Origin of the sequence: Luteolibacter sp. LG18, from assembly GCF_036322585.1 — a bacterium.
GTDB lineage: Bacteria > Verrucomicrobiota > Verrucomicrobiia > Verrucomicrobiales > Akkermansiaceae > Luteolibacter.
The window spans coordinates 4,096,136-4,112,471 of the sequence record NZ_AP024600.1; the positions used below are offsets into that span (position 1 = coordinate 4,096,136).

6 protein-coding genes are annotated in these 16,336 nt (G+C 64.2%); 3 read left to right on the forward strand and 3 right to left on the reverse strand.

Annotated features, from left to right (window positions below):
* The first annotated feature begins 183 nt into the window (after nt 1-183).
* Complete coding sequence (locus tag llg_RS16250) at nt 184-6,255, forward strand: PA14 domain-containing protein (protein ID WP_338285775.1); 6,072 nt, start codon at nt 184-186, stop codon at nt 6,253-6,255.
* Between the two features lie 85 nt (nt 6,256-6,340).
* Here llg_RS16250 and llg_RS16255 read toward each other — a convergent pair whose 3' ends face one another.
* Nucleotides 6,341-7,717, reverse strand: coding sequence for a hypothetical protein (locus llg_RS16255; protein ID WP_338285777.1), 1,377 nt, complete (start codon nt 7,715-7,717; stop codon nt 6,341-6,343).
* Between the two features lie 205 nt (nt 7,718-7,922).
* Between llg_RS16255 and llg_RS16260 the strand changes: the two genes are divergently transcribed.
* Nucleotides 7,923-10,589, forward strand: coding sequence for a glycoside hydrolase family 2 TIM barrel-domain containing protein (locus tag llg_RS16260; protein ID WP_338285778.1), 2,667 nt, complete (start codon nt 7,923-7,925; stop codon nt 10,587-10,589).
* Nucleotides 10,590-10,880: 291 nt separating this feature from the next.
* Here llg_RS16260 and llg_RS16265 read toward each other — a convergent pair whose 3' ends face one another.
* A complete protein-coding gene (locus llg_RS16265) occupies nt 10,881-12,356 on the reverse strand; it encodes an arylsulfatase (RefSeq protein WP_338285780.1) in 1,476 nt (491 codons plus the stop codon).
* A 176-nt stretch (nt 12,357-12,532) separates the two neighbouring features.
* Here llg_RS16265 and llg_RS16270 point away from each other — a divergent pair, with 176 nt between their 5' ends.
* The gene (locus llg_RS16270) at nt 12,533-15,046 is read left to right on the forward strand and encodes a LamG domain-containing protein (protein WP_338285782.1); all 2,514 of its coding nucleotides are present in this window, start codon (nt 12,533-12,535) and stop codon (nt 15,044-15,046) included.
* Between the two features lie 7 nt (nt 15,047-15,053).
* On the opposite strand, the gene llg_RS16275 is transcribed toward llg_RS16270, so the two are convergent.
* Nucleotides 15,054-16,331 carry a HupE/UreJ family protein gene (locus llg_RS16275; protein ID WP_338285783.1) on the reverse strand — a complete coding sequence of 426 codons (1,278 nt, stop codon included), beginning with the start codon at nt 16,329-16,331 and terminating at the stop codon, nt 15,054-15,056.
* Nucleotides 16,332-16,336: the final 5 nt, after the last annotated feature.

The following is a 16,336-nucleotide window of genomic DNA, read 5'->3' on the forward strand; positions in this document are numbered from 1 at the left end:
AGCGGCTCATCCAAAAATTCCGTTCATGGAGAAGTAACACGAAGTTCAGTTGTCACATTTCTCAAGGTATTCCCGCTATGTTCATTCGTGGCAGTGGCCTGGGATGATCATGGAGGGGGTTCACGGCTTGTTCCCTTTCGGGGGAAATAGGCCGTTTTGACTGCTAACCCTTACCCACAACCCATGAAAAAACCGACTTCCCGTTTCCGGGAAATCTCGTGCCTTGCCGCCGTTTGCTTCCCGCTTGCGTCCTTCGGACAGACCAATGGGAATTTCACGACGGAACGTTGGAAAAACCTGCCCGAGGACGCTTCCGTGCTGACCTTGCAGCGCAAGGCGATCGCCGACAGGCCCGCGGATCAGAAAAGTCTCCAGGCGGGATCCGCCTTCACGGTCAGCCCGGAAGGTCATCAAGGTGCCCGCATGCGAGCCGTGGTGATCCCGAAAGTCACCGGCACCTACTCGTTTTATCTAACAGGAGGCGCGAACGCGGAGATCCGTGTGTCTGCGGATGTCTCGCGTTTTCGGAAGAAACTGGTGGCGAGCCACCGGGCCGACCGCGAGGAGGCCGCGCTGGTCAAGCTGGTGGCCGGGAAGCGCTATTTCATGGAGGTGCTGCTCGTGGAGCGCGGCACGCCGGGATCTCCGTTGACGCTGGAATGGTCGTGCACGGCGAATGGCCAGACCACCCGCGAGCGTATCCCGGGTGCGGTCTTCGCCTCGCTGGTGGGCGATCCGCTCGACAAGGATGACGACAATCTGCCGGACGTCTGGGAGAAGGTCCACGGACTGGATGCCACCAACGCCCTGGGGGCAAAGGGCGAATACGGTGATCCGGATGGGGACGGCATGCTCAACGGCGAGGAGTTCCGCCTGGGGACGAATCCCCAGGAGCAGGAGGAGCTGGCCGATGGGGTGACACGCGAGCGCTGGGAAGGAGTGGCGGGGGGCAGCCTTGCGGACTTCACCGGCAGCCAGCGTTCCCACATCCTGCCGGACGAGCGTTGCCACATTCCGAACATCGATGAAGTCCGCAAGGGTGGTCAAGTGGCCACCCGATACCGCGGCACCATCACGCCGGAAGCGAGCGGGCCCTACACCTTCTGGATCGATGGAGGGGGCGAGGCGGAGTTGTGGCTCGCCGATGGCAGCGTGCGGATGCCGGTCAATGGCAAGCTCACGGCGCTGACGATCCGCTATGGCAAGCAGCGCATCGCGAAGGTCGCGGCGGATGCCAATGTGGCTCCGGATTTCGATCGCCAGACCGCCCAGCGCAGCCGGGTGGTCCAGCTTGAAGCGGGCCGGTCTTACTACCTTGAGGTCCTGCACAAGACCGGGGACAGCAACGACCGGGTGTCCGTGGCGTGGCAGCCGCCGGGGAAACAACGCGAGATCCTGCCTGCGAAGGTGCTCACCGGCGATGTGCCGGAGGCCGATGACCCGGACGATGACGGCCTGCCGTCCGCCTGGGAGATCGCGAATGGACTCGATCCGCACGACAATGGCTCGGTCAATCCAAAGGATGGCCAGTATGGCGATTTCGATGGCGATGGTCTGACAAACTTCGAGGAGTTCCAACTTGGGACGAATCCGCTGCAGAAGGACGCGCTCCAGGAAAACGATGCAATCGCTTCCGGCGATGTGTCCGGTGATGGGGAAACCGGCGAGGGTGCGGAAGCTCCGGCCCCGGCGATCACCACCACGGAGATGGCGGATGCTCCCGCGCTCGTCACCGGTGTCGCGAGCGCGAAGGCGGCCGTCGCGGCATACGTGCCCGTGGATTACTCAGGCCAGTATTCCTACATCCTCGGCCCGGTGTCCCGGGTCTATGAGCCGGTCGGTTCCAGCTACAACCTCAAAAACAACTGGTTCCCGGACGCGCACTTCTCCCTCATTTCCGGCGGCGTTTCCGAACCCACCAAGACGCTCAGCTGGTGGATGGACCGGAAGGAAAGTGCTTCTACTCCGAGATTGGATCTGGCGAAGGACACGCCGGGCGCGCAGTGGCCCGCCAAGGGCCCGAAATACAGCGGCGACTCCCGCGGCAACTGGCTCATCACCATCTACCGCCCGGTCGACTACGACGCGTCGCTCAATGGCACCACCGTCTCGCTCACGATTTTCACCGATGACAATTCCAGCTCGTCGGTCCAGACCCACACCATCGACGAGGACTACCTCGTCGGCTACGACCACATCGAGGACTACGATCCGGTGACCGGCAAGGTGGTGAACGGTGCCCGCATCGTCTACTCCTACGACAACGGCATGACCTGGCTGCACGGCCCGTCGGCGCAGGGCTTCGCCAATGTCATCGACAACCGCACCGATCCCGCGCATCCGCGGGCGATCAGCCTGGGCAAGGACCGGCTCGCTTCGACCGCGGACATCGCGACCGGTGCGACGTGGGATCCGGCGCAGACCATCAACTTCCACCCGGGCGGCGACTACGCCTACGTGCAGTCGATGTTCTACAACCGCTACTTCGGCCGGTGGATGTCCTGGAACATGTGGTGGGGGCAGACCGATTTCACCATGGTGCAGCTCTCCGACAACTTCACCGACTGGGACTCAGGCGGACGGCTGAACTACAGCACCGGTGCCCCCGCGAACATCCTGAATGGCAAGGGCAACTACCCGACCATGATGGGCTCGCTGAACGCCACCTCGAACTACGATGCCGAGTGCGGCCAGATGGCGTGGCTCTACAACAACCACGGCGGACTTTCCGGCCAGGCGATCCACTTCATCAACAAGGCCCCCCAGGACATCACCTGGACACCCGCGGGCGGCAGCACTGCCTTGGGCACCACCGGCAACTGGGCGCCGACGAGCACTGGAACCTTCACCAGCTTCACCGATGAGAAGCAGAGCCTCACCTTCGCCAGCTCCTCCGGTGGCGCGCTGAGCAACACCGTCCCGACCACGAACCGGCTGCGTGGCATCACCTTCGCCAGCGGGGCCGGCAGTTACGTCATCAACGGCAACACGCTCCAGATGGAAGCCACCCGTTTCAGCGACAGCGGTGGCTGGATGCTCGGCATCACCAATCGGTCGCCGAACCTCCAGACCATCGGTGCGGACATCGACGTGCGCACCGCCGCCCTGTTCGTGAACGCTTACGCCGGGGACGTCTCTCTGGCCGGTGTGGACATGCGCGGCAGCGGCGGCATTGTGGCCTACGGCGACCATGACACGACGATCAACGGCGTGATCAGCGACACCGGCTACAAGGACTTCACCACGGGCACGGCAGAGACCCTCCCCTCCTCCAATCCCGGCCGCCTGGTCAAACAGGACAACGGCATGCTGGTGCTGGGCGGGGCGAACACCTTCCCGGGCCGCACCGATGTGAACGGTGGTCTGATCCGGCTCGACCACGCGCTGGCGCTGCAAAACAGCATCGTCAGCGTTAACGTCAGCGGCGGCCTCGCGCTCACCACCGATTCGACCGTGGGCGGCCTCAATGGCAGCGGCGGCTTTTCGCTGGGATCGCACAACCTGACGCTGGGCAACTGCAAGCCGGTGGACTGCTACTCGACGGTCCACACCGGCGTCATCAGCGGCAGCGGCGGCCTCGTGAAAACCGGCACCAATGTCCAGCGGCTGGGTGGATCGAACACCTACAGCGGCGGCACGACCCTCAATAACGGGGTGCTGGAAATCGCGGGCGGTGCCAGTGCCATGGGCACGGGAGCCATCACCTTCGGTGGCGGCACGCTCCGTGCCACCGGCGCGGTCAGCCTTTCCAATGCGATCAATACCGGCAGCGGTGGCGTGATCGATACGAACGGCAACAGCGTCGCGCTCAATGGCACCATCACCGGCAGCGGCTCGCTGCGGACGCAAGGGACCGGCTCGCTCGCGCTGTCCGGAACGAACTCGTTCAGCGGCGGCACCGAGATCAACAACGTGGTGAAGATCTCCAGCAGCGGCGCGCTCGGCACCGGTGGCTTCACCTTGAAGGGCGGCACCTTGCAGCTCGGCGCGGACGTGGATCTGGGCTCGCAACCCATCATCGTTTCCGCGGCGAACAGCGCGATCGACACCGGCACCTACACGCTGGCCTCCAGCGGCGCGGTGACCGTGCCCTCGTCTTACAGCCTCACGAAGCGCGGCACGGGTCTCTTCACCTGGAGTGGCGATGGTTCCGCGCTGGACGGCGACCTGGTCATCGAGGCCGGCAAGGTGGAATACACCCGTTCCGGCACGCCCCTGACCTTCACCGATGGCAACGTGGTGCTCAAGGGCTCCATGCTGTCCCTCAAGCCCCCCGGCAGCGGCGGCTACACGGTCGTGAACCTCGCCCAGACCACCGGCAAGAGCGTCCAGGTCCAAGGTGCGGGCAACCTCGCGCTCAACCGGGGATCGAACAACCTGCTGACCGTGAACATCGGCAGCGCGACGAACACGAACGCGCTGGTTCGCGGGACCAACACCACGTTCATCATGACTCCGGCGGGCTCGACGTCGAATCTCGGCGCGAACCCTGGTGTCCAGGTGATCGTTCCCGGCACCACGGCCACCGCTTCCGGCTCGATCTTCTCGCCGAGCGTGCTGGTGACGGCCGGAGACACCGGCCAGGGCGACTTCGTGAAATACGGTGCCACCGGCTTCGCCGCATTCACCGGTTACACGGCCACCTCCGGCAGTTTCGTGGACGCCACCACCGGCTCCGCGGCGGTGATGAACTTCACCGCGGCCACCACCTTGACCGGAAACAGTTGGTCGCAGGGCATCCGCCTGGCGGGCACCACCGGATTGAATCTGGGAACCTATACCTACACGATGAATGGCACGGGTGGTGAAGCCGGGGTGATCCTCAACGGCGGCACCATCAGCAGCGGCACGCTCGCCTTCGGCAGCACCCGCGCGTTTGTCCAGACCGGCAGCACCACGGGCTCCATCACGTCGAAGCTCACCGGCACTGGCGGCGTGACGTTCTTCGGCACCCCGGGAACCCAGGTGACTCTGAACAACAGCAACAATACCTTCAGCGGAAATATTTCCGTGAACGGCACGGTGTTGGTGGCGGGCACCCAGGCAAGCCTCGGCGACGCGTCCAATACCATCACCCTCGATGGCCAGGGCACCCTGCGAGTCAACCCGGCTGGCACCTACGCCCGCTCCATCACCGTCGGCTCCGGCGGTGGCGGCGTGGACGTGGCCAGCGGTTCCATCGCGAACATCAACAACGCGGTGAGCGGTCCGGGCACCTTCACGAAGACCGGTGCCGGTTCGATCCAGTTGAACGGTGCCAACACCACCAGCGGCCGCATCCAGGTGAAGCAAGGCACGCTGATCTTCAACGGCACCGGCACGCTCAACAGCTCGTCGTCCTCGATCCAGGTCGATCCGGGAGCCACCGTGCTCTTGTACACCTGGGCTTGGGGCCCGACGTCCTCGATCCCGAGCAACTTCATCATCAGCGGCACCGGCGTTTCCAACGCTGGCGCGCTGGCGATCCAGGGCGGGAACAGCGCAAACGGCATGATCACGCTGGCGGGTAACTCGTCGATCAAGGTCTCGGCCTCGAATGGAGGCAAGATCGGCGGCGTGATCGCCGGACCCAGCTATGACCTGACGCTGGATTCCTCGGTCGGCTGGCTCCAGGTGAACGGTCAGCTCGCGCTCGGTGGGGGCAACCTCACGGTGTCCGGCAGCGCGGGAACCACGTTCAACGACGTCGCGGCCTTCACCGGAACCACGACGATCACCAGCGGCACCCGGGTTACGATGAACAGCCAGTTCCAAGGCACCTCCGCGGTGACGGTGAATGGCACCCTCAACGGCAAGGGCGGCGTCATCACGCCCGGCACCGTGACGGTGGCCAGCACCGGCACCCTGCAACCGGGTGTCACGGGCACGCCGAACATGTTCACCGTGAACGGCGACTTCGCGCTGAACAGCGGCGGCAAGGTCCAATCGCAGGTGCTAAACGCCGGTGCCACCACCGCCACCAGCACGATCACCGGCTACGGCCAACTGGTGGTGCTGGGCAGCGGCACGCTGGCCGGCTCCCTGCAATTGGATGTCGACGCGGGTTACACCCCGGCCACGGAAGATGAACTGTACATCGTGCTGCGGAATGGCGGCAGCGGCCAGTTCAGCAGCGTGGTCGTGAACGGCACCACCTACAGTGGCGCGCCCGGCACCCTGATCTCGGTGAATGGCGTGGTGGGCACCCTGCAATACAACGCCAGCTCGTCCCAGGCGCTGACCAACGGCGGCTATGACGTGGTGATCCGGTTCTAACCGGCCTTCCTGGGTACGATAGCGAGGCGCGGTCGCGGGGTGATCCCGTGGCCGCGCCTTCATGTTGGAGCGGAGCTTTCAGCGACTATCCCTCCTTCACGATCACGCGGATGTCATCGGTGGACAGGCCGGCGTTGAAGAGGATGTGCACCGTCCGGCTGTCTTCGGACAGACGCACGCGGTCCGGCTGGGTCCAGGGTTGGTCGAGATCGATGCCGCGGAACCTGCTGCTGGCCTTTTCGCTATCCGCCCACTCCGGTTCGGCGAAGGTCGCGTCCGTGTCATCGAGGAAGCTCTTCTGGGCGCAAATCGCGAGCACCGGCCGGTCGAAGGTGACGGAGCCTTGGAACATGCCGTTGAAGACCCCCGGTGCTCCCACCGGATTGAAGCGGATGAGGTAGCTGCGGAGTCTCGCACCGGGAATTGGCTGGAGGGTGTAGCCGGCATCCGGGTCGTCGTCCGGGAAAGTCCCCGGTGCGATCATCTCGGCGCGGAAGGGCTTGTCGAAGGGCACATAGCGTTTCTCGGGGATCACCATCACGGCTTCGTTGCTCTCCAGCACCGCCAATTGCGCGGAGGTCGAGGGTGGGGCGGGCAGCACCTTCCCCTCGGTGGCGAGAATCCCGTAGGAAAGCGGCCAGGTGCGGGTGAAGATGGCGGGGTTGAATTCGGTTTCGCTGAGACCCGCCTTGCCGCTGGAGGTGAGCGCGCCGCCTTCCGGCAGACGTCTCACGTCCTTTCCGGCGCTCACCTCGACGAGGCCGTCCATCACCATGTAATCCGCGCTGCCGTCCGGGCGGGCGGAAACCCCGAAAGCCGTGCCCAGATCGGTGACCTTGCCGCTGGCGGTCACCACTTCGAACCCGTGGGCGGGTTCCGGGCACCAGGCATTCAACTGGCCACCGTTCAAGCGCATGGCAGTGGGGGAGAGCACTTCGAAGTTCGCGGGGCCTTCGATCGCGACAATCGCACCGTTCTTGAAATCGAGCCGGTAAAGTCCCGCGCCGAGCGTGCCTTTGAATCCCTGCCCGACCTCGCTGGTGGTCACGATGTGCCCCCCGGCATCCAGCTCCATGAATTCCGCCACCATCGGTTGTTCACGGAGCCCGGCCATCCGCAGGGCGAAAATCCCCGCGGCGAAGAAGGTCACGGCGGCGGCGGCAGTGAGCAGCCGTTTCCGAAAGGAGACCCGCTGGATCACCTGGGACACGAAGAGTTGGTCGCTGCCACCGGCCACATGGATCACGTGCTCGGTGATGGCCCGGACGATCGCCTCCGGATCGCGGCCGGGCGCGAGCCCGGAAAGCGCCTCGGAGAGGGCGAGGTGGTCGAGAGCCGCTCTGCGTAAATTCGAGTTTGCCTGCAATAATTCTGAAAGCGAAACAAGCTCTTTGGGGCTGAGGCTGCCATCGATCAATCCTTCCAAGAGTGCTTGGAAGTCCGGGGCGGGGGCGGGTTTCATGACGACTGGGAGGAAGGGTGATCCGGTGGTCCGGTGGGTGGGGGGAATCCAAGTGGATTCATCAGGGTGATTTCGCGAATGGAGTTTGGTGTTACAAATGTTCCCTCCGAAAACACTTTTAGTGGGTGCTATGCTCCCGGTTTCGGCGGCAAAATCGTCCGATTTTCGGGAACACCCGTCCTGATCACGAAATTACCCCACTCACATGATCCGCCATTTCATCGCCTTATTGGGCTCCCTCGCCGTCCTGCATGCCGGGCCGGAACGGGAGCCGGACTTTTCCAGAGCCGGGTTCTACACCGTTCCGGACAGCGGTCGGTCCGCCGCTGACTTCAATGTCGGCTGGCGTTTCCATCGGGGAAACGTGGAGGAGGCTGAAGCCCGGGATTTCAATGACCGCGCGTGGCAGCAGGTGTGCACGCCGCACGGCGTGGACGGTGCCCTGCCGGAGGAAACCAGTGGCAGCTCGAATTACCAGGGCCCGGCGTGGTATCGGAAAACCTTCACGCCCCCGACCGATCTGACGGGCAAGCGGGTGTCGCTGCATTTCGAGGGCATCCTCGGGAAATCGAAAATCTGGGTGAACGGCAAGCTGATGCGCGAGCACTTCTCCGGCTTCCTGCCCGCCATCGTGGACATCACGGAGGTAGCCGAGCTGGGCAAGCCGAACGTCGTGGCCGTGCTGGCCGACAACAGCGACGATCCCAGCTATCCGCCGGGCAAGCCGCAGAAGCAGCTCGATTACAGCTATCTGGGCGGCATCTACCGCGACGTCTGGCTGGTTTCCACCAACCCGGTGCACATCACCGACCCGAACGCGGTCGACGTGGTGGCGGGGGGCGGGGTGTTTTTCCACACCGACGAGCTCGATGCGGCGCACGCCAAGTCCGGCGTGCAGGTGCACGTGGTGAATGAATCCGACCGCGAGGGCGCCTACACCGTGGAATGCGATCTGACGGATGCCACTGGCAAGGCGGTGGCCAGCGCGAAAGCTCCGCTGAAGCTGGCTGCCAAGGCTAGCGGCACCACCAGCTTCACGCTCGGGGTGAAGAATCCCGCCATGTGGACGCCGGATTCCCCGGTGCTCCACAACCTGGTCGTCCGTGTGAAGGATCGCGAAGGCAAGGTCATCGATGCCCGCCGCAACCGTGTGGGCCTGCGCACGATCGCGTTCACCCACGAGAAGGGCTTTATCCTGAACGGCCAGCCGTTTCCGGAAAAGCTCATCGGCGGCAACCGCCATCAGGATCATGCCGTGATCGGCTTCGCCCTGAGCAACAACCTCCACTGGCGGGACGCGCTGAAGCTCCGCGAGGCGGGATTCCGCGTGGTCCGCAACGCGCACTACCCGCAGGACCCGGCCTTCATGGATGCCTGCGATGAGCTCGGCCTCTTCGTCATCGTCAACACGCCCGGCTGGCAGTTCTGGAACAAGGATCCGATCTTCGGCGAGCGTGTGTATTCCGACATCCGCAACATGGTGCGCCGCGACCGCAACCACGCCTCGGTGCTGCTGTGGGAGCCGATCCTCAACGAGACCAGCTATCCGGCGGAGTTCGCGAAGAACGCCCACGACATCAACCACGCCGAGTATCCCTGGCCCGGTTGCTACACCGCCGCGGATTCCGAGGCGCTCGGCCACGAGCACTTCGAGGTGCTCTATGCCCATCCCAGGTCCGGCGACGGTCTCGACATCGCGACGAACTACGACAAGAGCAAGGTTTACTTCACCCGCGAGTGGGGCGACAACGTGGACGACTGGGGCGCGCAGAACTCTCCGAGCCGGGTTTCCCTCGGCTGGGGCGAGGTGCCGCAATTGGTGCAGGCCAAGCATTACGCGAAGCCCTCGTATCCCTACAGCTGCCTCGATTCGCTGTTCCGCGCCGGTCCGGAGCATTTCGGCGGCACGATGTGGCACAGCTTCGACCACCAGCGTGGCTATCACCTCGATCCCTTCCTCGGCGGCATCATGGATGCCTTCCGTCGTCCGAAGTTCTCCTACGAGCTGTTCAAGGCGCAGCGTCCAGTGAAGCCGACGGTGCCGGGCATCGAGAGCGGCCCGACTGTGTTCGTTGCGAACGCGATGACGCCATTCTCCCAGGAGGATGTGACCGTTTACTCGAATTGCGACTCCGTCCGCCTGAGCGTGAACGGCAAGGTCTTCGGTGAGAAGAAGGTGCCGTTCGCCGAGGGCACCAAGTCGCACATCCCAATGGTCACCTTCGAGAACGCCTTCCACTTCATGGAGGCGAAGAAGCTGAGCCGCGCCTTCAAGCCGAACGACGTCCAGCTCGTCGCCGAGGGGATCGTGGACGGCAAGGTCGTCTGCACCCACGTTTCACGTCCCGCGCAGGTGGCGGTGCGGATCGATCTCTCCATCGACAACGCGGGCCAGAAGATCCTGGCGGACGGTTCGACGGTAGTGCCGGTGATGGCCACGTTGGTGGACAAGAATGGCACGCCGAAGCGCCTGAACAACGGTTCGGTGGCCTTCGAAGTCACGGGCGCGGGTGAACTGATCGGGGATGTCTCGGTGGGCGCGAATCCGCGGGCGCTGAAGTGGGGCGATGCTCCGGCGCTGGTGCGCGTGGGCGCGAAGCCCGGCAAGGTCCGGATCGTGGCGCGGTTCGTGCCGGCGGGAGCCCAGATGCCACAGACCGGCGTGCTGGAATTTGAAACCGCCCCGGCACCGGGAGCTTTCGTGCAGGACGAAATCCCCGAGCCCGGCCACGGCGTGGCGGTGGTGGCCCAAGGGGGGGAAGACACCGTGGATTCGCTCCGTTTGAAACTGGAGACCTCCGAGAAGGAGCTCAACCGCCTGCGCAACCGTGAGGTGGAGCGCCAGCAGACGGAGTTTGAGAACACCAAGTAAGCTTAGGTGGTAAAAGGATAAGGCCGGGGAAGGTGGACGCGGCGTCCGCTTTTCCCGGCCTTTTTTAGGCCTTATGCAGGACCTCTGAGAACTTCTCTATCACCGGCGGGCACGCGGCCGGGGGTGGACACATTCGCGTGAACACACCGGATACATGCAATGAACGGGACGGCCGCGCGCCGCCGGAGAGGAGTCGAGCCCGGGGTTGGCGCCGGGCTGCTGGAAAGGGATCTAGCATCATCGATACCAGATCGGGACCGATGATGCATTTTCGCGATTTGCAACGGAGGCTTACTCTTCCGAGACCGGTTGGGCGGGCTTCGGCTTGCCAGCGATCTTTTCCAGACGCTCGGCCATTTCCTTCAGCTTGGCCGGTTCGGATTGGGCCAGGTTGCTTTTTTCCTGGAGGTCCTTGGAGAGGTCGAAGAGCGCGCCGGGCTTCTTGTCGCTGGCGGGAGAGATGTATTTCCAATCGCCCACCCGCAGCGTGATGCGGTCGCCGAGCCCGACGATGTGGTCGCGGCCGGTCTTCGATTCGCCGAGCAGGGCGGGCACGACATCCTGGCTGTCCTGGAAGGCGTCGTCGGCCACCGGCTTGCCCGCGAGGTGGGCGAGGCTGCGCGGCAGGTCGACCTGGCTCACCATCGCCTCGGTGGTGCCGCCGGGTTTCACCTTGGCGGGCCAGCGGACGATGAAGGGCATGCGGATGCCTCCCTCGCTGCACGAATACTTGCCGCCGCTGAAGGGACCGGCGGGCTTGTGGCTGCCGAGCTTCATGGCGGACATATCCTTGTAGCCGTCGTTCACCACCGGGCCGTTGTCGCTGGAGAGGATGACCAGCGTGTTGTCGGCGAGCTTGAGCTCATCGAGCGTGCGGAGAATTTCGCCGACCTGCCAGTCTGCCTCCACGATCGAGTCGCCGCGGGGCCCCATCGGGGTCTTGCCTGCGAACTTCGGGTTCGGCAGGCGCGGCACGTGGATGTTGTGCATCGCGTAGTAGAGGAAGAATGGCTTGCCGCCGGAAGAGCGGATGAACTGGGTGGCTTGGTGGCAGAAGGTGGAGGACATTTCCTGGTCGTTCCACAGCGCCTTGGCACCGCCGGTCATGTGGCCGATGCGGCCCACTCCGTTGAGGAAGCCCATGCTGTGCTGCGGATTAGATTCCATCGCCTGCTTTTCCTTCGGCAGCGGCGGGGCCTCGCCCTCCAGTCGGTGGACGTAGGAGACCTTGATGGGGTCCTTCGGATCGAGGTTCACCACCTTGCCGTTTTCCATGTAAACGCACGGCATCCGGTCGGCGGTGGCGGGCATGATGAAGGTGTAGTCGAAGCCGACCTGGTTCGGTCCGGGGGTGACGGTCTGGTTCCAATCGATGCCGCCCCTGCCGCCGAGGCCGAGGTGCCATTTCCCGATCGCCGCGGTGCGGTAGCCGGCCGCCTTCATGACCGAGGGCAGAGTGGGGGCGTCGGTGGGAATGATCATCGCCGCGTCGCCGGGGAGAATGCCGGTGCCTTCCTGGCGGAACGGATACTTCCCGGTCATCAGCGAATAGCGGGACGGGGTGCAGGTGGAGGCGGTGCTGTAGGCGGAGTGGAAATTGAGGCCCTCCTTCGCCAGCCGGTCGATGTTCGGGGTCTGCACCGCGGTGGCGCCATTGCAGGAAATGTCGCCGTAGCCGAGGTCATCGGCGTAGAGGATCACGACGTTCGGCTGGGCGGCGGAAAGGAGGGGAGCCGCCAGGAGCGGGAGGAGGACTTGGAGTTTCATTCGAAAGACGTACAAGTGGAAGTTTCGCGACCGCTTCCGGTGTGACCTTTGCATTTTGCGATTTTTTCCGGAACACCCTCCGGGGCCATCAAATCTTATAGCACACAGACGGTGCCGCCGCGGGTGATTCAGACATGATGAAGTGCATTTTTGATTCCGGTCTTTGTTCCCGCGTCGTGTCCGTCCTGTTCCTCGCGGCCGGCTCGCCGGTCCTCGCGGAGGACGCCATGACATTTTCAGGTTCCGACCTCGCGATCGCGGGTCGACCTTACGTTTTGGCCGTTCCTTCCGGCGGTTGTTTGGTGAATTGGGGGGATCTAATCACTGAGACCGTCACGGAAGGAACGGCCATCCATGTTTACAAGCAGAGCGAGCCGGTCTCGATCACGGTGACCAAGGATGGCAAGCCGGTGCCGCGGGATGCCACCGCGCTGTTCCGCGAGGCCAAGCCCGCGTGGGCGCGGAAGGCTCCGCTGGCGGAGGATGTGGACAACGTTTCCCGCCCGCTCGGCGCGTTGCTGAGGGCTCCGGCGGATTCGTTCTCGGTGGAGTTCCGCGTGAAATCCGAGGCGGTCTCCGGAAACCGGACGTTCTTTTCCTCGGGTGGGCCGGGGAGCGCCCAGGTGGGGCTGAAGGACGGCGCGCTGGTGTTCCAATTGAACGGCCGGCAGGTGATGTCCGGGGTGCTGGGGGATCGCTGGACGGACGGGGCGTGGCACCATGTCGCGGTCACCTACGACCGCGTGCCGTTGTTCCCGCACGGGAACCAGGTGCGGTTCTATCTCGACGGGCTGCCCGCGGGCGTGGCCGCGTTCGATGCACTGGATTCGGGGGCGGTGACCGGCACCGCGGCGACGCTGGGGGGCTCGGGATTCAAGGGGAACATGGAATGGCTGGCGGTCTACGACTCGCTGCTGTTTCCGCTGGCGATCTCCGATCATGCGGCCGTTCTGGCGGGAGACGCCCAGCTTCCGGTGACGGTGGCGAATGAAACGGTGAAGGCTTTCCAAGTGGACGAGCCGAAGATTTCCAAGGTCGTCAAACTCGCGCTGGACTCCAATCCGTCCGCGGACAACGGGCCCGCGCTCCGCAAGGCCTTGGTGGCCTTGGAAAACGGCAGCCGTCTCCAACTGACGGACGCGAACGGCCGCGGTGGCGTGAAGTTCTACATCCGGTCGTTGCAAGGCGCTCCGGCGTGGGCGGGTATGGTCATCCACGACAAGACCGATGTGGAGGTCGATGGCAACGGCTGCACGCTGGTGTTCTCCGACAACATGGCCCGCTACGTCTGGATGAAGGGCTGCACCCGCACGGCGATGCGGAACCTGGCTTTCGACATCGATCCGCTCTACGCGCGGGTCGGGATGTGGGCGAAGCTCCTCAAGGTCGATCCCGCCACCGGCGAGATGATGGCCCAGGTGATCAATCCCCGCGATGGCAAGCCGGTGAAGGACCTGCCGAAGCGTGCGAGCTATTGGCGCTGGCGTCCGCACGATCCGGTGACCCTGCGCCAGACCGCGGACAACCAGTTTAAGTCCGACCTCTACGCGGTGAAACCCTATGCCGATCCCTCGGCGGGTCCGGGCGTGATCCGTTACAAGCTGAAGGTGCCGCCCACCGACAAGCTGTGGAAGGTGATCACCGCCTACCAGAAGGGCGCGAACTTCTACATGATCAACAACGCGGACTTCTCCTCGAACGCGGTGAGTCTCGACGACAGCAGCCACATCACCTTCGAGCGGGTGGACTACCACGCGGTGCTGGGCATGGTGTTTCTCTCCTCCGGCATCGATCACGTCCGCGTGGTGCGTTGCAAGATCGGCCTGCCCGAGGGCCTGACCGCCGCGGACCGTCCCCTGACCGCCGGGGCCGATGGCTACCATTTCCACCTGACCCGTGGATCGATCCTGTTCGAGGAAAACGAGATCGCCTTGACCGACGACGATCCGATCAGCCTGAAGGACGACTTGTGGACCGACGTGAAGACGGCGGGTCCGCGCAAGGTCAATCTCGGTGGCAAGGGGCCGCGCGCGGGCAGCCCGATCGAAATTCTCGGCCCGGATTATGTCACCACCGGGTTCACCGCGAAGGTGGTGGCCTCCGAGGAAGGCGTGCTGACGCTGGACCGGGACCTGCCCGCGAATTTTCCTGCGAAAGCGGTGCTGGTGAACCGCAGCCACCACACCCGCGACTGGGTGATCCGGAACAACTACTTCCATGACTACTATGGCCGCGTGATGATCTATACCGGTCACGGTCTGGTCACCGGCAACCGGGTTCACGACAGCCTGTATCACCTTGGCATCAGCGATGCCTACTACGAGCGCGCCGGGATCGCGTCCGACATCATCACCCACCGCAACCTGTTCGAGGGCACGGTGGCCGACACCGCCAAGTGGGGCGGCGACCAGAGCCTTGCCGGCTTCCACGGCATCACCTACTCGGCGAACAGCTTCCTCGATGGCAAGCTGAACATCAACTGTGCCGCGGACGCCCTGCTGACCCGGAACTGGTTCTGGCGGAAGAGCGGGGAGAGCGCATACCCGGTGGAAGTGAAGAACAGCAAGGGTACGAAGCTGTTCGGAAACTTCGACGCCGTATCACCCGCGACCGGCTTCCGCGCGAAGCAGGAGAAGTGCACCGGCACCCAGGAGAAGGACAACCTCCCGGCGGTTTTGACGGGAGGTTGAGGACGGGTCAGCCGGGTTTCCCTGCGGAGGGGAGGCCCCGCCGTTGCCAGATGGTGGCGGCAAAGGAGGCGACACCGAGGGCGGCGAGCCACCATCCGGCGTGGGCCACGAAGCCCTCGATAACCCCATTCAGCGGATTCGGCCACGAGAGCGCGCGTTCTCCCATCCAGGCGAGCGCGGCGAGTCCGGCGAAGACGGAACCGACCAAGCGGAAGGGCGTGTATACGCGGGTGCGGCTGAGCAGGATCAACCACGGGACGACCATCAACACCACGGCGAGCTGCATCAATTCGATACCGATGTTGAAGCCCAGCACGCTCAGGGCGAGATGCCATGGCGAGAAGCCGTATTCCGCGATCGTGCCCGCGAAGGCGAGCCCGTGGATCAGTCCGAAGCCGGATGCAATCCAGGTTTCCCGCCCCGGAAACCAGGGCCGGATCGCATGGATGGCGGAGACGAGTATGGAGAAGGCGATGAGGACCTCGACAGGCTGCGAGGGCAACCTCAACCAGCCGATCGCGCCCGCGAGCAAGGTCAGGGAATGGCCGATGGTGAAGGCGGTCACGATTTTGAGCAACTTGGTGGCACCGCGTTTCAAGCCGCCGAATCCGCCCCAGCGTTTTCCCGCGGGAATCAGCGGGGCTGGCAGCAACAACACCAGCAGGAACAGCAGGTGGTCCGTGCCCTCCGCGATGTGATGGATGCCGAGCATCAGCACGGAGTGGAAGCCCTGCCACCAACTGCCACGTGTGCGATCGACCTGCACCGAGGTGATGGTGAACTGGATCGTGCCGATCATCTCGGGGCTGCTGGAGAACACCGCGCTGTTCCAGTCATTGCGGACCGAAACCACCGTCGAGTGGTTCATGACCTCGTGGTGGATCACGGAGAAATCGAAGGTGAACTCGCGCAGGGGAGCGCCTTCGGGTGGAGTCATCCAAAGATGCACGACGAGATCGGGTTGGACCTGACCCATGACGACGGCTTGATCCCTGAACTCGATCTTCCATTCCCGGCCATCCGGAGCCTTTGGATGGGTGTGTTCGAGCACGTAGGTCTGCAAGGCGGCACCGTGGCGGGCGAGCACCTGATCCGGCTCCGCCATCAGCGGTTGCTTGAATGCCAGCTCCAGCTCGTTGAGGGGGAGCACCAGTTCGGTGAGCACCCCGTCGCGATGGAAATCCAGGAACACCGCGCTGTTCGGCATGTTGTGGGCCGGGGCGGGTTGCAGCGACAGCGCCACGAACAGGGAGATCGCGCGCAGGAGAAGGCGGAGCCGGTTCATGGGGA